We start from the raw sequence: 19,420 nt of genomic DNA on the forward strand, positions 1-19,420 counted from the left end.
GTCAGCGCGCCGGGAAGCTGATCCAGGCCGAGCGCAGGTGCAGCCGGATCCGGACCTGGTCGGCGGTCAGCACCCGGGACCCGCGGGACCCGACGGCCTGCACCGTGACCGCCCGACCGCCGCCCGGGCCGACGCCGGTCCGCTTCAGCACCCGGACGAACCGGATCGACCCGACGTTGAACACCGCCTGCATCTCGGCGGCGCTGCGGGTGACCCTCCAGGTGACGTTCGGGTTCCCGTTCCGCGGGTACGCGTCCCAGCCGTCCACCTTGGTCACCTGGTACGCCGCGTCGCCGGCCGCGGTCGCCCCGCCGTTCGACGACGAGAACTCCGCGATGATCGGCTTGCCGTTGTACAGCCGAATCTGCCCGGCGGTGGCCGCGATCGCGTTGTTGGTCGACGTCTCCTCGTCGTCGTACCCGCCGTACACCTGGCAGGACGTGGTGTCGCAGAGGTCGTACGCCCGTCCGCTCGCGCGGTCCCGGTGGTAGACGGAATAGGTGCGCGCGGCAACGGCCTGGGCCTGCAGCGCCGCGGGCCGCCAACTGGTTACGGCCTCCCGCGGTACGACGCCGCGCAGGTACGACTCGAGCGGCAGCACGTTGACGGTGTCGAGGTGTGCGCCGGACACGTCGATCGCCCGCAGCGCCCCGCGGTACCGGCGGACCGCGCCGCTCGGCAGGATCAGCCCGATCACCGCGGCGCCCTCGAACTGCGCCATCCCGGTGAACGTCTTGTACAGCGTCCATTTCTTGGTCGACGCGTCGTACGAGCTGAGCTTGGTGCCGTGCTCACCGTTCGGGTCGATCGACCACTGGTCGATCGTCGATGCCTTGGGCAACGGATACACCTTGCCGGTGGCAAGCGACCGGACCGCGAGCCCGTTCACCACGCTGACCCGGACGCCGTCGGTGGTGTCGGCGCTGATCCGGACCCGGATGCTGCCGGTCGCCTTCCCGGTGGTCGTCCGCGGATAGTAGAAGTCGAGGATCTGGTTGACCGACTTCCCCGCCAGCGCGGCCCCTTGGGCGCCGTACTGCGACAGTCCGCGGCCGTGCCCGAACCCGCGCCCGGTGATCGCGGTGTCCGGCGCGGCCGCCGCGGCCGGTGTGATCTCGCGAGCGAAAGCAGGCGCGCTCACCGCCGTCGACACCATCGTCGATGACAGCGCGACCGCCGCGATCACACGTTTTCTCATAGATCCCTCCCGTAGACGACCTGGACCTGCCGGGTGCGGCGGTCCCAGACCAGCCAGCCGCGCTGGAACTTCTGCCGGACCCCGCCCTGCACCTGGTACGCGTCGGTGATCGGCAGCCCGAGTCGCGCACTGCCCGCGCCGAGCCGCCGGTACCTGGTCCGGAACGCGCCGGCGGTCGAATGCGGGCCGGTGGCAACGGAGTAGAAGACGTCCCGGGTAGCGAAGTACGTCGCCCGCCCGGTCCGGGTCGGGTGCTCGCCCCAGAACGGCTGTCCGATGTTTCGGAAACCGAGTTTCCTGGCATACCGGTAGATCGGGGTCGAGAAGCTGCCGGCCATCAACGTGTTCACCCGTTGCCGCAGCCAGCCGAGCTTCTTGTACAGCTCGGTGCCGGGACAGTCCGTCGCCTTCGTGTCCCGGTGTCCGGAAACCGTGTGCAGACTTTTTCCGTCCAGCCGGATCGTCGACGACGGCGAGCGGTAGTTGGCGTCCAGCTTCCAGGCGATCACCCGGGCCGTCGACTCGAGCATCGCGGCCGGCGGCGCCGTCTTGTCGAAGTTCCCGATCACCGCGACGCCGAACGAGTTCGCGTTGTACGACGCGGTGTGCGCGCCGAGCACCGGCAGCTGCGCGCCGCCCGCGCGGCCCTCGAAGATCCGGCCGAACCGGTCGACGAGGAAGTTGTACCCGAGGTCGCACCAGCCGCGGCTCTTCACGTGGTACGCGTACATCGCCCGCACCATCCCCGCGACGTCCGTCCGGGTGTAGTCGTTGCGGTCCGCGGTGTGGTGCACGAACGCCGCCAGCACCGTCGTCGTGTACTTCGGCCGCACGCACGACGCCCCGTTGTACGACCGCAGCCGCTCGTCGGCGCCCCACCGCCGCCGGCTGACCATCAACGGCATCGGGTACGGCGACCCGCTCGCTGGCGCACCGACCGTGCCCAGGTCCGCGTCCGAACTCAGCACGCCCGGCTGGATCAGCACCACCTTCGCGCCGGAAACCGCCGTACCGGTCTCGCCGACCGCACTCGCCTGGACACCGGTCGCATTTCCGACCCATAACGGTTCGGTGCCCGCACGCTGAATTCCTTCAGGCACCAATGGATCGGGCCCGTGGTCGTCCTCGACAGATAACGATTGCCAATCGGTCCATTTCCCGTTCTGCTCGACCCGCACCTTCGCGGTGACGTTCCGCACACCTTCCGGCCACGTGATGCCGACCATTCCGTACGGCGCGGTGGCGGCCTGGACGGAGGGTCCGTCGAGGGAAATCTCCTGGTAGGAGGGGTTGTCGGCGGGGTGCAGCGGGACCAAGGCGGTCGCGGTGAGTACGAGCGGGAGCAGTCGCGCGGTCTTGCCCATAGGCGGCCTTCCGGCGGGGGTGGGACAGACGCTGGGCGGCGCGCTCCTCGATTATGCGTCGCCGGTGACCGCTTTCCCGGGATTGCATCACCCTGCGTGGCGGCGGCCCGCTTGTGGCATTCGATAGGGTTGCCGGAAAGGACCCCCGAGAGAGGCCCGTCATGGAATTCATCCTGATCATCGCGGTCGTGGTGATCGCGGTGCTGGCGTACAACTCCTACCGCCGGACCAAGCTGCAGAACCAGAAGCAGCACGAGATCACCGCCGCCGAGCTCGACGCGGTCAAGCGGACCGCCGACGAGGACATCACCCGCTTCGGCGAGGAGCTGCAGGACCTCGACCTGGAGATGGTCGGCAAGGACCTCGGGGACGGCGCCCGGCAGGACTACCAGCGCGCGCTCGACTCCTACGAGTCCGCCAAGCAGGCGATCGGCCAGGTGACCCAGGCCGACCAGATCAAACACGTGATCGAGATCCTCGAGGACGGCCGGTACGCGGCCGCCTGCGTGAAGGCCCGGGTGAACGGCGAGCCGCTGCCGCAGCGCCGCCCGGCCTGTTTCTTCAACCCGCAGCACGGCCCGTCGGTGGTCGACGTGATGTGGTCGCCGCCGGGCGGCGCGCCGCGCGAGGTGCCGGCCTGTGCGGCCGACGCGGAGCGGGTCCGGGCCGGCGCCGAGCCGGACGTCCGCAAGGTCATGGTCGGCCCGCAGCGGGTGCCGTACTGGGAGGCCGGCCCGGCCTACTCGCCGTACGCGCAGGGTCTGTTCGGCGGCGTCGGCGGTGTGCTGACCGGCATGTTCATCGGCACCGCACTCGGCGGCATGTTCGCCGGCGGCGGGTACGGCGACTACGCGGCCGGCTACCAGGACGGCATGGCCGACGGCGGCGACAACGGTGGCGATGGCGGCGACTTCGGCGACGGTGGCGGGGACGGCGGAGACGGCGGCGGTTTCGACTTCGGCGACTTCGGCGGCGGAGACTTCGGCGGCGACTTCTAGGCAGCAACGGCAAAGGCCCCGGTGACCAGCTGGTCACCGGGGCCTTGTCGTCACCTCATTCGCCGAACAGCGGCGGGGTGCCCTCGGCGGTGTTCAGGAAGTACACCGGGTCCTTGAAGCTGCCCGGGATCTTGCCCAGCCCGCGGATCACGGTCGCCGCACCGTTGGCGTGCCCAACGGCGTACAGGTAGGCCGAACCGCTGTCCTTGTCGACCGCGGCGAGCAGGGTGCTCTGGGTGCCGCACTTCTCCGCGACCAGGTACTCGAAGCCCTGCCAGGTCGAGGTCCGGACCTTCTTCACGACCGGCGCCTGCTTGATGTTCGCCGGCACGTGGATCGTGTACAGCGCACCCCCGTAGGTGTTTGCCAGGAAGGTGTCGTACGTCGCGGTCTCGCTGATCAGCGTCATCGTCTTGACCGCCGAGTAGCCGGTGTACCGCGAGGACAGCTTGTGGTCGGCGTCGTACCGGTAGAGCACGCCGTCGCCGCGCAGCTTGTACGAAGCGCCGCGAACGGTCTTGCCGCCGTAGAACGTGTCGTCGATCGCCTTGTAACCGTTGTAGCCGCCGCCAACGGCCTTCAGAGAGGTGAACGGCTTGCCGGTCGAGTCGGTCCCGTACCCGCCGGAGTACAGCGTCGAGTTCAGGATCGCGTCGCCGTACCACGAGGCTTCGCCGGCGATGCCGATCGTCTCGGTCCAGGTGGACAGCACCTTCGCGGATCCGGCCGGGAACATGTGCGGGCCGGTCGACCGCTTGACGGTGATCGGGCTGCCCGCGGTGATCGCGGCGTTCGCCAGGTCGCCGCCGGACGTGACCGAGCCCAGCCACATCTGGCAGGCAGCGGTCGCGCCGGTGGACGTCGTCGTGGCGGCGTGAGCGGGGGCGGCGGACGCGAGGGCGGCACCGCCGAGCAGCAGGGCCGAGGCCGCTGCCGCGCATGTGCGCTTGAGTTTCATACCTGACTTACTCTCCGTTTCGGTTGGGTGCGTCGTCGCGGACCCAGCGAGAGATCACCGGGTCCTTGTAGGTGCCGGGGACCTTGCCCAGGCCCTTGATGACGGCGGCGCCGTGGCTGACCGCGTAGAGGTACGCGGCGCCGGTGTCCTTGTCGATTGCCGTGAGCAACGTGCTCTGGGTTCCGCAGCGCTCCGCGACGAGCGTCTCGAAGCTCTGCCAGGTCGAGGCCCGGACCTTCTTCACGGTCGGCTGCAACCGGGTGTCGGCCGGGATGTGGATCGTGTAGAGCGCGCCACCGCGGGTGGTGGCCAGGAACGTGTCGTACGTCTTGGTCTCGGCGATCAGCGTCATCGCCTTCACCGACGCGAACCCGGGGTACTGGCGGACGTTCTTCCAGCTCGTCCAGCGGAACAGCACGCCGTCGTTGCGCAGCCCGTACCGCGCGATCCGGGTGGCCGGCGAGCCGTACGTCGCCTGCTCGAACATCGTGAACTTGTCCCAGCCGCCGCCGACCGGGTTCTGGTAGTCGTACAGCTCCCCGGTCATCTCGTCGTACCCCCACGAGACCTGGTAGAGCCGGGCGCCGAGGACGACGTAGGCGTCGTTCGAGCCGGCGTCCCAGCGCCAGGTGGAGCTGATCCGGGCGGCGCCGGCCGTGAACAGGTGCGGGCCGGCCGTGGTCTTGGCGGTCGGTGGGTTCGAGGCGGTGATCGTGGTGTTCGGCGCGTCACCGCGGCTTGTCAGCGGCTGGAGCTGCAGCTTGCAGGTAGGGGTCGGAGCAGAAGTCGGGGTGGCGTGTGCAGGCACGGTCACAAGCGCGCCGAGCAGCACGGCGGCCGCGGCGGTGGCGGTGGCGGTGGCACGTTTCGGGCTCTTCACAACCTGCACGATGCGGTCTCGACCGGAAAAGTTACCGGCAACTTTCCCGGAGTCGGTGGTATCGAGATGAAGGAGACACGTTTCCGGAAAGGAGCTGTCCGGCATGAGCCTGACCCGGACCTCGGCGGTCGCGGCGTCCGCCGTACTCCTCGGCGCCCTCGCGTCGACACCGGCGTCCGCCACCACGACCACCACCACGACGGCCTGCACGATGACGGTCGGATCCGTCACGCCCGGCGGCGACATCGGCTACTCGAACATCACGGCCGGGTGGCCGGTCACCGCGAAGCAGTTCACCGGCGTACACATGTTCACGCCCGGGATCACCAAGCTGAGCACGACCTGGATCCGGAACCCGAAGTCGTCGTCCGGCGACCTGGCCTCCGGCGAGGTAGTGCTGAACACCAGCCTGTACGAGGCCTGGTACGGCACCGACAAGACCGGGAAGCCGATCACCGGCTTCAGCAACTCGGGCAAGAACTTCCAGGGCTACGTCTACGACGAGCAGACGTCGTACCGCGCGGACCACCTGCTGGTCGACACGTACCGGCTGCGCGGCGACGGCGTGCTGTACCGCTTCGAGCGGCACTGGACGGACTTCCCGTACGACACCACGACCCGGTTCAACGGGTTCTCCGCCGTGAAGACGATGGCGCTGATCAGCTCGACGCCGGCGTACGACACGTTCCTCGCGAACACCCGCGGCGGGGCGCTCTACACGATCCGGATCCCCCGCGCGGCCGGCAAGCAGCCGATCGTGACGAAGATCCGGACCTCCACCTGGCAGACCTTCGAGAGCCTGGTCGCCCAGCGCTGCGGCACGCAGAGCATCCTGCTGACCGCGATCGACAAGGACACCGGTACGGCGTACCTCTACGCGGTCAGCCACGGCGCGACCGTGATCAAGGGCCTGGGCAAGGTCCCAGGCACCTACAAGGACCCTGTGTACTACCTGTACACGTCGGCGAGCGTTCCCCCGCTGAACGGCGACTGACTCAGTTGCGGAGGTGGAGCCGCCGGGCCGCCTCCGCGATCGAGCCGGAGATCGACGGGTAGACCGTGAACGACTGGGCGACCTGGTCGACGGTCAGCCGGGCGCCGACGGCCAGCGAGATCGGGTGGATGAGCTCGCTGGCCCGCGGTGCGACGACCACGCCGCCGACCACGATGCCGGTGTTCGGGAGGCAGAACAGCTTCACGAAACCGTCCCGGACGCCCTGCATCTTGGCCCGGGCGTTGTCGGACAGCGGCACCTTGACGACCATCGCCGTACTGCCGCCGGCGTCCACGACCGCCTGCGAGAGGCCGACGGTGGCGATCTCCGGGGCGGTGAAGACGTTCGCGGACACCGTTGACTGGTCCAAGGGCGTGACGGCGTCGCCGAGCGCGTGCGCCATCGCGATCCGGCCCTGCATCGCGGCCACCGAGGCGAGCATCAGTACGCCGGTGCAGTCGCCGGCCGCGTAGACCCCGCGGGCGGTCGTCCGGGACACCCGATCGACCTGCACGAACCCGCCGTCGGTCAGCGACACGCCCGACTCGACGAGATTCATGTCGTCGGTGTTCGGCAGCGATCCGACCGCGAGCAGCGCGTGCGACCCCTCGACCTTCCGGCCGTCGGTCAGCGTCACCACGACCCCGTCGCCGTGCCGCTTCACCGACTCCGCCCGGGACTTGCTCAGCACGGTCAGCCCGCGGCGCTTGAACACATCCTCCAGGACGGCCGCCGCGTCCGCGTCCTCCCCCGGCAGCACCCGGTCCCGCGACGACACCAGGACGACGTCACTGCCGAGCGCGTCGTACGCGCTGGCGAACTCCGCGCCGGTGACGCCGGACCCGACCACGATCAGCCGCTCTGGCAGCTCCTCGAGCTCGTAGACCTGCTCCCAGGTGAGGATCCGCTCGCCGTCCGGCTCGGAGCCCTTGAGGATGCGGGGCCTTGCCCCGGTGGCGATCAGCACCACGTCGGCGTCCAGCCGCTCGTCGCCGACCACCACGGTCTCGGGACCGTCCAGCCGGCCGCGGCCCTGGATCACCCGTACCCTGTCCCGATCCAGCCGGCGGCTGATCCCGGAGGACTGGGCGGCGGCCAGCGCCTTCACCCGTTTGTTGACGACGGAGAGATCGACACGCACGGAGTTGGCGGGATCCTCGTCGCCGTCGTCCAGCCGGACACCGAGCTCGCCGGCCTCCTCCACCTCGGTCATCACCTCGGCGGTGGCGATCAGGGTCTTGCTCGGAACGCAATCCGTGAGCACCGCGGAACCGCCGATTCCGTCCGAGTCGACAACCGTTACCTCCCCACCGAGCTGGGCAGCCGCACTGGCCGCTTCGTACCCACCTGGACCGCCTCCGATGATCACAACTCGCGCCACGGGAGGCCATTCTTCCGTATCCTGTTTTTCCGTGACCCTGTACGCCGCGTTTGCGTCGAATCTGGACCCGAACCTGATGGCCGAGCGGTGCCCGTACTCGCCCCTGCGCGGGACCGGCTGGATCACCGGCTGGCGGCTCACCTTCGGCGGCGAGGAGCTCGGCTGGGAGGGGGCGATGGCGACCGTGGTCGAGGACCCGGCCGACCCCGCGAACCAGGTCTTCGTCGCGCTGTACGACGTCCACCCCAAGGACGTCGAGCGCCTCGACGAGTGGGAGGCCATCGACCAGGGCGTGTACAGCAAGATCCAGGTCCGGGTGCAGACCCTGGACGGCGAGCAGCTGGCCTGGATGTACGTCCTGAACGCCTACGAGGGCGGCCTGCCGTCGGCCCGCTACCTGGGCATCCTCGCCGAGGCCGCAGAGGCAGCCGGCGCCCCCGACGACTACGTGGCGGACATCCGTTCCCGTCCCTGTCAGTCGTCGGGTCATTAGGTCCTGTCTGGTGATCCAGCGCCGTAGCGAGGAGGTGCTCGGTGCGGTAGCTCGGCGTGCGGGGGCGAAGGTCTCGATGCGGAGCATCGTGGCCTTTGCACCCGTGCGGCGAGATGCCGTGCCGAGTGCCCCGCAGTAGGCGCTGGATCACCAGACAGGGCCTTAGAGTGCCCATGTGAACCAAGACCTGATGGCAGCGGCCGAGGCCTGGCTGCGTGAGGACCCCGACCCCGACACCCGTGCGGAGCTCACCCGGCTCCTGGACGCCGGGGCCACCGACGAGCTGGCCGACCGCTTCTCCGGCACCCTGGAGTTCGGTACGGCGGGTCTGCGCGGCGCTGTCGGCGCCGGGCCGAACCGGATGAACCGGGTGGTCGTGATCCGCGCCGCCGCCGGGCTCGCGGCGTACCTGAAGGCGCAGGGGCTGACCGACGGCCCGGTGCTGATCGGGTACGACGCGCGGCACAAGTCCGACGTGTTCGCCCAGGACACCGCGGCGGTGATCCGCGGCGCCGGGCTGGACGCCGTACTGCTGGACCGGCCGGCCCCGACGCCGGTGGTCGCGTTCGGGATCCGGCACCTGCACGCGGTCGCCGGCGTGGTCGTGACCGCGTCCCACAACCCGCCGCAGGACAACGGCTACAAGGTGTACCTGGGCGACGGCTCGCAGATCGTGCCGCCCGCGGACGCCGGGATCGCGGCCGCCATCGCCGCCGTCGGCCCGCTGGCCGAGGTACCGCGCGGGGACGACTGGCAGACGGCCGGCGACGACCTGCTGGACGCGTACCTGGACCGGATCGCGCAGCTCGTCCCGATGGACGCCCCGCGGGAGTTGAAGGTCGCGTACACGCCGCTGCACGGGGTCGGGCGCGCCCTGGTGGAAAAAGCGGTCCAGCGGGCCGGGTTCGCCGTACCGCAGGTGGTCGCGACGCAGGCCGACCCGGACCCGGACTTCCCGACCGTCTCGTTCCCGAACCCGGAGGAGCCGGGCGCGATCGACGCCGCGCTGGACCTCGCGCGGGAGATCGGCGCCGACATCGCCGTCGCCAACGATCCCGACGCCGACCGGTGCGCGGTCGCGGTCCCGGACGCGGGCGGCTGGCGGATGCTACGAGGCGACGAGCTGGGCAGCCTTCTCGGTGAATTCCTGCTCCCTGGGTCCCAGGGTGTCGCCGCCTGTTCGATCGTGTCGTCCTCGCTGCTCGGGAAGATCGCGGCGTCGTACGGCGTCCGGTACGTCGAGACACTGACCGGTTTCAAGTGGATCGGCCGGGTCCCGGAGCTGGCCTTCGGGTACGAAGAAGCGCTCGGGTACTGCGTGGACCCGGACACGGTGAAGGACAAGGACGGCATCTCGACGCTCGTCCGGGTGCTGCAGCTCGCGGCGCAGGCGAAGGCGGCCGGGCGGACGCTGGTCGACCTGCTGGACGATCTCGCGGTCAAGCACGGCCTGCACGCGACCGACCAGCTGTCAGCGCGGGTGGAGGACCTGTCGCTGATCGCGCAGGCAATGGACCGGCTGCGGGCGACGCCGCCGACCACGCTCGGCGCGTACAGCGTGCAGCGGATCGACGACCTGAGCCAGGGGTCCGAGTCGTTGCCCCCGACGGACGGCCTGCGCTACACGCTGTCCGACGGCGCACGCGTGGTCGTACGCCCGTCGGGTACCGAGCCGAAGCTCAAGTGCTACCTCGAGGTGGTCGTGCCGGTGACCACGGACGTGGCCGCGGCACGGATCGAGGCAGCGGGCGCGTTGGCAGCCATCAAGACAGCTCTGGCTGCCGCGGCAGGTATCTGAGCCGGAACACCTGGCGGGTGGTTCCGGGGCTCAGCGAGCAGCAGCTGCCGCCTCGGCGGCCTCGGCGTGCAGAGAGCTCTGCAGCGACGAGTGCAGGATGCGGAGCGTGCTGGTGGACTGCATCAGCGCGTCCCGCTCGTCCGGGTTCCGGTTCGCCAGCGCCGAGATGTCGTTGATCGCGGCCTCGATCCGGGCGATCCGGTCGGCGACCGTCCCCTCCTGGCTGCTGGCCTTGCGGATCGCGTCGGACGTGACCGTCCAGACGTCTTCCTTGTCGTTGGTCCGCCGGGACATGTCCACCATCTGGCTGAGCGCCTGCAGGTCGTGGTCGACCTGGGTGCGCTCCACCGGCGCGGTGATGCCGACGGTCGCCTGCCGCAACCGGGTGACGTGCCCGGACAGCTCCGACCAGGTGCAGCGACCGCTCTTGATCTTGTCCAGCACCTTCGCGTACTCGGTGTTGAACTCGTCGTAGTTCACTCTGACTCCTGCCGTTCGACGATCGACTCAGAACTCTAGGGCCTGCGCACTCCGAACAAGTAACCACACGATCGCAGATCGTGCAGGTGTCGCCAAAACGCAACAGCCGCCCGGTACGCCAACGCGTACCGGGCGGCTGAGTTACGTGCTGCGAGTCGTCAGCTCACGTCTGGATCAGGCGACGTAGGCGGACGACGAACGGAAGGTGTTGCAGTTTCCGGCGACGGTGTAGCTGTGCTTCGCGTTGAAGCCCGAGGTCACCCAGAACGCGTGGTTCTTCAGCGAACCGTGGTCCCGCGCGCCGCCCGGCTGGTCACCGCTGTGGCTGACCACCCAGTTGTACTGCGTCATGAAGCCGCCGCTGAACGGGTAGTTGCGCTTGTTCGCGCCGTCCACGGCACCGCCCAGGCAGGACGCCTGCAGCTCACGACGACGGCTCTCCTCGAGCCGTCCGGCGTAGGTGCTGATCGCGGCCGTCCGCTGGAACGACGAGCTCAGGATGCCGGTCATCCACTGCACGTGGTGGCCGTACTCGTGCGACAGCGTGAAGGTCGCGTACGCCCGCGCCATCGTCGGGCTCTGCTTCCAGTAGTTGATGATCTGGTACGCCGGGATGTAGATCGTCTGCGTACCGTTGTAACCGCAGAAGAACGCGGTGTCGGTGACGACGCCGCAGTACGAGTTGACCGAGCGGCTGTTGTGAACGACGAGCTTCGGGGCGACCTTGTAGTTCGCGCCGGCCTGCTTCAGCGGCAGCGCCCAGGAGCCGTACAGGCACTTGAACAGGTTGTTCTCGTACGCAACGACACCGTTGAAGGTGCGCAGGGAGACGTTCAGCTCCTTGCACTTCGACGTCGGGATGGCGCCGGTCTTGTACAGCCGGTTGTACTGCACGACGTTCGTCGCCGACGACTTCGTGGTCAGGCCGTCGCCGGCCGGCGGGTTGCCGATCGCGTACGCCGTGCCGTCGACCGGCGCGGACGGGGTCGCGGTCGCGGCCGTCGCGGCAGTGGTCGCCGTGCTGGAGGTCTGCGCGGCCTGGGCGTTCGGCAACGCCAGGGCGGCCAAGCCGGCCAGGGCGCCGACGGTGGCCACGCCACGCAGGGTGTAGCGGGAGAGGTTGACCATGAGCTCCACTCTCGATGTGTCTAAGGGACCTGTTGGACCAATCCTGGGGTGCACAGGGGTTCACCCGGGCTGGAACACGGGCTAGGACGCGGCGATTCGCGCCACAGTTCCGTTGAGTTGTGTCTCAGCCGGCAAGTTTCGCACCCAGGAATCGCAGGTGGTCAGGCAGCATGCGCCGCCAGTAGCCGCCGGTGTGCAGTCCGGGCTGCTGACCGCCGTCGGCGTGCAGTTCGGCGCGCAGATCGTGGGCCGCTCCCGCGAACGGATCGTCCCGCCCGCAGTCGATCCGGACGGCGGCCTGCTGGAAGCCGCTCGCCCGGCCCAGCACCTGGTTGCGTTCGAAGTCGGCCTCGCCGTCGAACGCCCCCGGCTGGACGTCGGCGTACCGGTGCCAGAGCGCCGGGCTCATCGCGCCGGCGGCGACCGGCGGGACCTTGCGCTGCAGCACCTGGAGCAGTGCGCCGTACCCGCCCATCGACCAGCCGAGTACGCCGTACCGGGCGGTGGTCAAACCACGGGCCGTGAGCAACGGAAACAGCTCCTGCTCGATCATCGCGCCGGCATCGGTACCGTCCGCGCGACGGTGCCAGTAGCTGTCCGATCCGCCGTCGACGGTCGCCACCGCGTACGCCGGCGTACCGGCGCGGACCGCGGACGTCAGGTAGCGATCCAGGCCGAGGTCGTTGACGGCCGAGCGATGGTCACCGCCCCGGCCGTGCAGCGCGAGCACCACCGGCAGCCGGGCCCCGGCGGCGTACCCGTCGGGGTAGATGACGCTGTAGCCCACCTGGGTACGGCGGGCTCGCGAGGCGAAGGTCCCGGACACGACCGGACCGGCGGGTACGTCGGGGACCACGCCGTCCGGGCCGGTCAGCCCGAGCAGTTCGTGGACCCGTCCGCGACCGGGTACGGCACCGGCCTCGAGAGCGGTCACTCCGGCAACGGCAGCCACCGCGGCGGCCGCGCCGGTACGTAAGAACGTACGGCGAGTCAGCAACAGCTCAGCACCCGGGTCAGCGCAGGAAGGCCGCGACGACGGCGAGCACGGCCAGCACCGCGATCACGATCAGCTCCGGGCGGGCCCAGGCGGTGACCACGTCGCCCTCGGAGGTGGCGGCGTACCGCTCCATATGGTTCTCGATGCGGTTGACCACGATGTCGGCCTTGGAGATCGAGCTGTCCGCGGCGAGCTTGCGGCCGCCGACCCGTTGCTTGCGAAGATCGCGCATGACCAGTTGGACGCCGGGCGCGCGGTAGCGGTTCGCCTCGGTGTGCACCCGGAGCAGGTCGGTGACGTCGGCGCCGGTCACCTTCGACCACGGGATCCGGTAGTCGCGCAGGTGGTTGCGGAGCAGCAGGTGGTCCGGGTCCAGCGTCACCGACGGCCGGATCAGGCCGACGTACGCGAGCGTCATGAAGATCGCGATGATGCTGCCGACCAGGACGCCGGTCGCGGTCCGCCACTCCAGGACCACGTCGAGCAGGCCGAGCGCCCCGATCACCAGCACGATGGTCCCGGTGATCCGGTTCGACGCGGACAGGTACTGCTCGCTCTCCGGCGATTTCGACTTCACCAGCACAACGTAACCGGCTCTCCGATTCGGCACTAGACTGCCTTGGGTGACCACACTCGACAGCGGCGTCGACACCCTGGCCGACGTGACCTCCTCGGAGGACCGGCTGCGCCGGTTCCTGCTCGGGCTGCCGGGCGTCGACCAGGTCGGCGCGGAGGCCCGTGCCGCCACCCTGAGCACCCGGTCGATCAAGACCACCGCCAAGCAGTACGCGCTGGACCTGGCGATCTCGATGATCGACCTGACCACGCTGGAGGGGCAGGACACCCCCGGCAAGGTCCGAGCCCTGTGTGCGAAGGCGAAACGGCCCGATCCGGCCGACCCGAGCGCGCCCCAGGTGGCCGCGGTCTGTGTGTACCCGGACCTGGTCGCCACCGCCAAGCGCGAGCTGCAGGGCTCCGGGATCAACGTCGCGAGTGTCGCGACCGCCTTCCCCAGCGGGCGTTCCAGCCTGGCGATCAAGGTCCAGGACACCAAGGACGCGGTCGCCTCCGGTGCCGACGAGGTCGACATGGTGATCGACCGCGGCGCGTTCCTGTCCGGGCGGTACGCGATGGTCTTCGACGAGATCGCCGCGATCCGCGAGGCCGCGGGTGACGCACATCTCAAGGTGATCCTGGAGACCGGCGAGCTGGTCACCTACGACAACGTCCGGCGGGCGTCCTGGCTGGCGATGCTGGCCGGCGCGGACTTCATCAAGACCTCCACCGGCAAGGTGTCCCCCGCGGCCACGCTGCCGGTCACGCTGGTGATGCTGGAGGCGGTCCGCGACTACCACGAGGCCACCGGGCTGCACATCGGCGTCAAGCCGGCCGGCGGGATCCGGACCGCGAAGGACGCGATCAAGTACCTGGTCACGGTGAACGAGACCGCCGGACCGGACTGGCTGGACCCGGAACTGTTCCGCTTCGGCGCCTCCAGCCTGCTGAACGACCTGCTGATGCAACGCACCAAGCTGGCCACCGGGCACTACCCGGGCCCCGACTACTTCACCTTGGACTGACAGGCATGAGCAGATTCGAGTACGCCCCCGCGCCCGAGTCCCGGGCGATCGTGGACATCAAGTCGTCGTACGGGCTGTTCGTCAACGGGCAGTTCGTCGACGCGACGGACGGCAAGCCGTTCAAGACCGTGTCGCCGGCCTCCGAGGAGGTCCTGGCCGAGGTCAGCGAGGCCGGGCCGGCCGACGTCGACAAGGCCGTGCGCGCGGCCCGGAAGGCCTTCGACAAGGTCTGGGGCCCGATGAGCGGCAAGGACCGGGCGAAGTACCTGTTCCGGATCGCGCGGCTGATCCAGGAGCGGTCCCGCGAGCTCGCCGTCCTGGAGTCGCTGGACAACGGCAAGCCGATCCGCGAGTCCCGCGACGTCGACATCCCGTTGGTGGCCGCGCACTTCTTCTACTACGCAGGCTGGGCCGACAAGCTCGAGTACGCCGGGGTCGGCGACGACCCGCAGCCGTGGGGTGTCGCGGGCCAGGTGATCCCGTGGAACTTCCCGATGCTGATGCTGGCCTGGAAGATCGCCCCGGCGCTTGCCGCGGGCAACACCGTCGTACTGAAGCCGGCCGAGACCACCCCGCTGACCGCGCTGGCGTTCGCGGAGATCTGCCAGCAGGCCGAGCTGCCGCCGGGCGTGGTCAACATCGTCACCGGCGCGGGCCGCACCGGTCAGGCGCTGGTCGAGCACCCGGACGTCGACAAGGTCGCGTTCACCGGGTCGACCGCGGTCGGCCGGGCGATCGCGAAGTCGGTCGCCGGGACGCACAAGGCGGTCACGCTGGAGCTCGGCGGCAAGGCCGCGAACATCGTCTTCGAGGACGCCCCGATCGACCAGACCGTCGAGGGCATCGTCAACGGCATCTTCTTCAACCAGGGCCACGTCTGCTGCGCCGGTTCCCGGCTGCTGGTCCAGGAGAGCGTGTACGACGAGGTCCTCGGCCGGCTGAAGCGCCGGATGGAGACCCTGCGCGTCGGCGACCCGCTGGACAAGAACACCGACATCGGCGCGATCAACTCGGCCGCCCAGCTGGCGAAGATCCGCGAGCTGTCGCAGATCGGCGAGGACGAGGGCGCCGAGCGCTGGTCGCCGGAGTGCGAGCTGCCGCCGCAGGGCTACTGGTTCCCGCCGACCGTGTTCACCGGCGTCTCGCAGGCGCACCGGATCGCCCGCGAGGAGATCTTCGGCCCGGTGCTGTCGGTGCTGACCTTCCGTACTCCGCAGGAGGCGGTCGAGAAGGCCAACAACACCCCGTTCGGCCTGTCCGCGGGGATCTGGACCGACAAGGGTTCCCGGATCCTCTGGATGGCGAACCAGTTGCGCGCCGGCGTCGTCTGGGCGAACACGTTCAACCGCTTCGACCCGACCTCGCCGTTCGGCGGCTACAAGGAGTCGGGTTACGGCCGCGAGGGCGGTCGCCACGGTCTGGAGGCCTACCTTGCCCACTAAAGAGACGCAAAGGCTTGAAGTGCGCAAGACCTACAAGCTCTACATCGGCGGCGCCTTCCCGCGCAGCGAATCGGGCCGGTCGTACGTCGTGAACAATGCCAAGGGCAAGTTCCTGGCGAACGCGTCGCAGGCCTCCCGCAAGGACGCCCGGGACGCGGTCGTCGCGGCCCGCAAGGCGTTCAACGGCTGGCACGGGCGGACGGCGTACAACCGGGGTCAGGTGCTGTACCGGATCGCCGAGGTGATGGAGGGGCGGCACCAGCAGTTCAGCGCCGAGGTCGCCGCCGGCGAAGGCCTGTCGATCTCGAAGGCCCGCGCGGTCGTGGACGAGGCGATCGACCGCTGGGTCTGGTACGCCGGCTGGGCCGACAAGATCGCCCAGGTCGTCGGCTCGTCGAACCCGGTGGCCGGCCCGTACTTCGACTTCTCATTGCCCGAGGCAACCGGTGTGGTCGCGGTGCTCGCCCCGCAGGACTCGTCGCTGCTCGGGCTGACCTCGGTGATCGCGCCGGCGATCGTCTCGGGCAACACGGTCGTCGCGGTCTCGTCGTACGAGCGTCCGCTGCCGGCCGTCACGCTCGGCGAGGTGATGGCGACCTCCGACGTACCGGGTGGCGTGGTGAACCTGCTGACCGGGTCCGCGTCCGAGATCGGGCCGTGGCTGGCGTCGCACCAGGACGTGAACGCGATCGACCTGTGCGGGATCGAGGACCCGCAGGAGGCGACGGCCCTCGAGGTCGCCGCGGCCGACAACCTCAAGCGGGTACGCCGTCCCGCCGAGGAGGACTGGTCCGCGGACCAGGGCCTGTCGCGGCTCACGCAGTACCTCGAGCTGAAGACCGTGTGGCACCCGATCGGAGTCTGAGTGCTGAAGCCAGGTGACCGGGTCGCGATCGTCTCGCCGTCCCGGGGGCTGCCGGAGATCTTCCCGGGGCCGTACGAGCTGGGACTGCGTCGGCTGCGCGAGGACTTCGGGCTGGAGCCGGTCGAGTACCCGACGACCCGCCGGATGGGCGCGACGCCCGCGGGGCGGGCCGCCGATCTGCACGCGGCCTGGTCGGATCCGTCGATCCGGGCGGTGTTCGCGAGCATCGGCGGGGACGACCAGATCACGGTGCTGAAGCATCTCGACCCGGCCGTTTTCCAGGCGGACCCGAAGCCGTTCTTCGGTTACAGCGACAACACGAACCTGCACAACTTCCTGTATTCGCTGGGCTTGCCGGGGTACTACGGCGGCAGCGTGATGGTGCAGTTCGGCCGCGGCGGCGCGATGCACCCGGACACCGAGCGGTCGTTGCGGGCGGCAATGTTCACCGGCGGCTCGTACGACCTGACGCCGGCGACCGGGTGGACGGACATCGACCACGACTGGAACGTCGCGGCCAACCTGGAGACCGAGCCGGAGCTGTTCCCGGGCACCGGCTGGCTGTGGAGCGGGTCCCGCGCGGTGACCGGGAAGCTCTGGGGCGGGTGCGTCGAGATCCTCGACTGGCAACTCGCCGCGAACCGCTGGATGCTGCCGACCGCGTCGTACGACGGGGTCCTGTTCTGCGAGACCAGCGAGGACATGCCGTCCGCCGAGACCGTGTACCGGATCCTCCGGAACATGGGCGAACGCGGGCTGCTCGAGCGCTTCGACGCCGTCCTGTGGGGGCGCCCGAAGTCGCGGTCGCTGTTCGCGGAACTGACGCCGGACCAGTCGGTCGCCTACGTCACCGACCAGTACTTGGCGGTCGACCGGGCGCTGGCGGAGTACAGCCCGGACGCGGTCGTGGTGAAGGGCCTCGACATCGGCCACACCGACCCGATGCTGACGTTGCCGTACGGCGGCCAGATCCACCTCGACCCGGCCGCGCAACGCATCACGGTCACCTACTAGCGCCTCCCCCGAGCGTCGAGCTCACGCTCCGTCCCCACGCCCCCGCGCCCCCACGCCCCAATCCCCCACCGCCCAACTGGACGGCATCGGGGTTGACCCCTGACCTTGTGGGTTGGCCCCTTGCATGCCGGTAGGCGAACCCACCATCTCAGAGGCCAACCCCTCAAGTGGCACAGGACCAGCCGCCCCCGCCTGTCGCTGGCTCGGGTGCTGCCTACGGCCTAGCGGACCAGCGTTCGGGTGAGGGCCGGGTTCGGGTCGGGATAGCAGGCGACCGGGGCTGTGGTGGTGATGAACTTCCACTTGATCTTGGCCTGCAGGGTGAGGCCTGGGTCGTCGTAGCTGGTGCCCTTCAGCTTGGTCTCGATGACGCCGGGCCGGCCTGCTCGCAGGCGGATGCTGAGGGTGGGGAGCTGGAAGGTCGCGCCGCCGGGGATCGGGCCGGACACCTTGACGACGGCGGTGTTTCCCTCCAGCTGAACGGATGGAGTGGAGTTGAGGCCCGAGCCACCGATCAGTTGTGAGCTGAGGTACGCCGCGTTGGCGGGGACCGGGATGCGCAGCGTGAGGTCGCGGACCTCCTGGAGTTTGAAGCCCTTGACCTCGGTCGGGAGGGTGCCTTGCTGGGAGTGGACGGCGATCGTGAAGCGGGCGTTGGCGCGGACGGTGGCGGGCGCCTGGGCGTCGACGCCCTGGCGGAGCGAGATCGTGTGCTTGCCGAACTTGGTGTCGGCGCGGCACGCGTACGTGGCGACCGGCTGGTCGGCGGGGGCGAGTAAGGCGAGGATCACCACAAGACTGCGGTAAGTAGCCATACGACTACTCTATGCAGTCACCTGCCGAAGAGGAACCACCCGCCGGCACCGGCCGCCACGAACAGCACCGGTACCGCGAGCAGGAACCACGCCCGCAGTCGGCGACGACGGCGTACCGGCGGGTCGGTGGCGACCGTGGTGTCCAGGTCGTCCTCAGTGATCGTGGTCCGCTCGGCCGCGCGCAGCGGCGCCTCCTGCTCCAGGCGGTACGCCTCGGCCTCCAGCCTCTCGGCCAAGGAGTCGGCGCGATCCCAGCGGTCGGCGACCCGGTACGCGAGGGCCCGCGCGAACACGTCGTCGAGCTGGCCGACCGAGTCGTGCAGCAGCGGGCGGAGACTCTGCGGCGGCAGGTCCGGGTCGCGGTTCAGCACGTCGCCGATCGAGGCCGCGGAGTACGGCGGATGGCCGGTCAGCAGTGCGTACGTGACCGCGCCGACCGCGTAGATGTCGGCGCGTTCGTCGAACCCACCGTCGCCGCGCCCCTGCTCCGGCGCCATGTACGACGGCGTACCGACGGCCTGTGTGAGGCCGGACGCCTCCGCGGCGCGTTTCGCCAGGCCGAGGTCGGCGAGCACGATCCGGTGCGTGCCACCGCCGGCCTCCTCGCCCGCCCGGAGCAGCAGGTTCGCCGGGGTGACGTCGCGGTGGACGACGCCCTCGCCGTGCAGCGCCGCTACCGCGCGGGCCAGGTCGGCGCCCCACCAGAGCGCGTCGACCGGGTCGAGCCGGCCCTGCCGCAGGACGTCGGCCAGCGTGCCGCCGCCGACGTAGTCCATCACGAAGTACGGCCGGCCGTCGTCGAGCTTGCCGAGGTCGAAGACCCGCACGACCCGGTCGCTGGAGATCCGGCGCATCAGCCGGGCCTCGGACAGGAAGCGTTCGCGCACGTCGGCCCGCGACGCCCAGTTGTCCGCCAGCACCTTGACGGCGACGTCGACGTCCAGGTCGTCGTCGTACCCCCGCCAGACGGTGGCGAACGCGCCAGCGCCGATCTTGTCCCGTAACCGGTACCGCCCGATGACATCCATCCCGGCT

The 19,420-nt window shown here is 69.8% G+C and carries 19 protein-coding genes; 8 read left to right on the forward strand and 11 right to left on the reverse strand.

Translation table 11 applies throughout. The annotated features are described in order from the left end of the window. Position 1: 1 nt before the first annotated feature. Both ACXJJ3_RS15160 and ACXJJ3_RS15165 read right to left on the reverse strand, forming a co-directional pair. On the reverse strand, positions 2 to 1,198 hold the full coding sequence (locus ACXJJ3_RS15160) for a SpoIID/LytB domain-containing protein (RefSeq protein ID WP_458170679.1): 1,197 nt from the start codon (positions 1,196 to 1,198) through the stop codon (positions 2 to 4). Further along, the gene (locus ACXJJ3_RS15165; protein WP_458170680.1) at positions 1,195 to 2,562 is read right to left on the reverse strand and encodes an N-acetylmuramoyl-L-alanine amidase; all 1,368 of its coding nucleotides are present in this window, start codon (positions 2,560 to 2,562) and stop codon (positions 1,195 to 1,197) included. Before ACXJJ3_RS15165 ends, ACXJJ3_RS15160 begins: the two co-directional genes overlap by 4 nt. A gap of 161 nt (positions 2,563 to 2,723) precedes the next feature. Here ACXJJ3_RS15165 and ACXJJ3_RS15170 point away from each other — a divergent pair, with 161 nt between their 5' ends. Continuing rightward, a complete protein-coding gene (locus ACXJJ3_RS15170) occupies positions 2,724 to 3,560 on the forward strand; it encodes a hypothetical protein (protein ID WP_458170681.1) in 837 nt (278 codons plus the stop codon). Positions 3,561 to 3,615: 55 nt separating this feature from the next. Here ACXJJ3_RS15170 and ACXJJ3_RS15175 read toward each other — a convergent pair whose 3' ends face one another. Both ACXJJ3_RS15175 and ACXJJ3_RS15180 read right to left on the reverse strand, forming a co-directional pair. After that, positions 3,616 to 4,518, reverse strand: coding sequence for a hypothetical protein (locus ACXJJ3_RS15175; protein WP_458170682.1), 903 nt, complete (start codon positions 4,516 to 4,518; stop codon positions 3,616 to 3,618). A gap of 7 nt (positions 4,519 to 4,525) precedes the next feature. Then, a complete protein-coding gene (locus ACXJJ3_RS15180; RefSeq protein WP_458170683.1) occupies positions 4,526 to 5,398 on the reverse strand; it encodes a hypothetical protein in 873 nt (290 codons plus the stop codon). Between the two features lie 103 nt (positions 5,399 to 5,501). Here ACXJJ3_RS15180 and ACXJJ3_RS15185 point away from each other — a divergent pair, with 103 nt between their 5' ends. Continuing rightward, on the forward strand, positions 5,502 to 6,392 hold the full coding sequence (locus tag ACXJJ3_RS15185) for a hypothetical protein (protein WP_458170684.1): 891 nt from the start codon (positions 5,502 to 5,504) through the stop codon (positions 6,390 to 6,392). A 1-nt stretch (position 6,393) separates the two neighbouring features. Here ACXJJ3_RS15185 and ACXJJ3_RS15190 read toward each other — a convergent pair whose 3' ends face one another. Beyond that, positions 6,394 to 7,773 (reverse strand): NAD(P)H-quinone dehydrogenase, encoded by a 1,380-nt coding sequence (locus tag ACXJJ3_RS15190; RefSeq protein ID WP_458170685.1) that lies wholly within the window; start codon positions 7,771 to 7,773, stop codon positions 6,394 to 6,396. Positions 7,774 to 7,804: 31 nt separating this feature from the next. Here ACXJJ3_RS15190 and ACXJJ3_RS15195 point away from each other — a divergent pair, with 31 nt between their 5' ends. Together ACXJJ3_RS15195 and ACXJJ3_RS15200 are read left to right on the forward strand one after the other, a co-directional pair. Further along, positions 7,805 to 8,266: a gamma-glutamylcyclotransferase gene (locus tag ACXJJ3_RS15195; protein WP_325035746.1), complete on the forward strand. Its 462-nt coding sequence runs from the start codon at positions 7,805 to 7,807 to the stop codon at positions 8,264 to 8,266. 190 nt (positions 8,267 to 8,456) lie between these two features. Then, positions 8,457 to 10,064 carry a phospho-sugar mutase gene (locus ACXJJ3_RS15200; RefSeq protein ID WP_458171895.1) on the forward strand — a complete coding sequence of 536 codons (1,608 nt, stop codon included), beginning with the start codon at positions 8,457 to 8,459 and terminating at the stop codon, positions 10,062 to 10,064. Between the two features lie 30 nt (positions 10,065 to 10,094). Here the strand turns inward: ACXJJ3_RS15200 and ACXJJ3_RS15205 are convergent, their stop codons facing one another. The 4 genes from ACXJJ3_RS15205 to ACXJJ3_RS15220 all read right to left on the reverse strand — a co-directional run bounded on the left by ACXJJ3_RS15205 (position 10,095) and on the right by ACXJJ3_RS15220 (position 13,246). Continuing rightward, on the reverse strand, positions 10,095 to 10,544 hold the full coding sequence (locus ACXJJ3_RS15205; RefSeq protein ID WP_458170686.1) for a hypothetical protein: 450 nt from the start codon (positions 10,542 to 10,544) through the stop codon (positions 10,095 to 10,097). A gap of 174 nt (positions 10,545 to 10,718) precedes the next feature. Then, positions 10,719 to 11,672: a neutral zinc metallopeptidase gene (locus ACXJJ3_RS15210; protein WP_458170687.1), complete on the reverse strand. Its 954-nt coding sequence runs from the start codon at positions 11,670 to 11,672 to the stop codon at positions 10,719 to 10,721. Between the two features lie 124 nt (positions 11,673 to 11,796). After that, a complete protein-coding gene (locus ACXJJ3_RS15215) occupies positions 11,797 to 12,606 on the reverse strand; it encodes an alpha/beta hydrolase (RefSeq protein ID WP_458170688.1) in 810 nt (269 codons plus the stop codon). Between the two features lie 79 nt (positions 12,607 to 12,685). Further along, complete coding sequence (locus ACXJJ3_RS15220) at positions 12,686 to 13,246, reverse strand: PH domain-containing protein (protein ID WP_458170689.1); 561 nt, start codon at positions 13,244 to 13,246, stop codon at positions 12,686 to 12,688. 46 nt (positions 13,247 to 13,292) lie between these two features. On the opposite strand from ACXJJ3_RS15220, the gene deoC reads away from it, so the two are divergent. From deoC to ACXJJ3_RS15240, 4 genes are read left to right on the forward strand one after another with little or no spacing between them, the layout of a single operon-like run. Then, positions 13,293 to 14,249 carry a deoxyribose-phosphate aldolase gene (gene deoC / locus ACXJJ3_RS15225; protein WP_458170690.1) on the forward strand — a complete coding sequence of 319 codons (957 nt, stop codon included), beginning with the start codon at positions 13,293 to 13,295 and terminating at the stop codon, positions 14,247 to 14,249. A gap of 5 nt (positions 14,250 to 14,254) precedes the next feature. Continuing rightward, on the forward strand, positions 14,255 to 15,691 hold the full coding sequence (locus ACXJJ3_RS15230; RefSeq protein WP_458170691.1) for an aldehyde dehydrogenase family protein: 1,437 nt from the start codon (positions 14,255 to 14,257) through the stop codon (positions 15,689 to 15,691). A gap of 19 nt (positions 15,692 to 15,710) precedes the next feature. Then, complete coding sequence (locus ACXJJ3_RS15235) at positions 15,711 to 16,556, forward strand: aldehyde dehydrogenase family protein (RefSeq protein WP_458170692.1); 846 nt, start codon at positions 15,711 to 15,713, stop codon at positions 16,554 to 16,556. Then, entirely contained in the window at positions 16,557 to 17,570 is a 1,014-nt protein-coding gene (locus tag ACXJJ3_RS15240; protein WP_458170693.1) for a S66 family peptidase, read from the forward strand. A 221-nt stretch (positions 17,571 to 17,791) separates the two neighbouring features. Here ACXJJ3_RS15240 and ACXJJ3_RS15245 read toward each other — a convergent pair whose 3' ends face one another. Then, positions 17,792 to 18,385, reverse strand: a complete 594-nt coding sequence (locus ACXJJ3_RS15245) for a hypothetical protein (protein ID WP_458170694.1) — start codon at positions 18,383 to 18,385, stop codon at positions 17,792 to 17,794. A gap of 17 nt (positions 18,386 to 18,402) precedes the next feature. Then, positions 18,403 to 19,413 (reverse strand): serine/threonine-protein kinase, encoded by a 1,011-nt coding sequence (locus tag ACXJJ3_RS15250; protein WP_458170695.1) that lies wholly within the window; start codon positions 19,411 to 19,413, stop codon positions 18,403 to 18,405. Positions 19,414 to 19,420 lie beyond the last annotated feature (7 nt).

It is taken from the genome of Kribbella sp. WER1 (assembly GCF_054189145.1).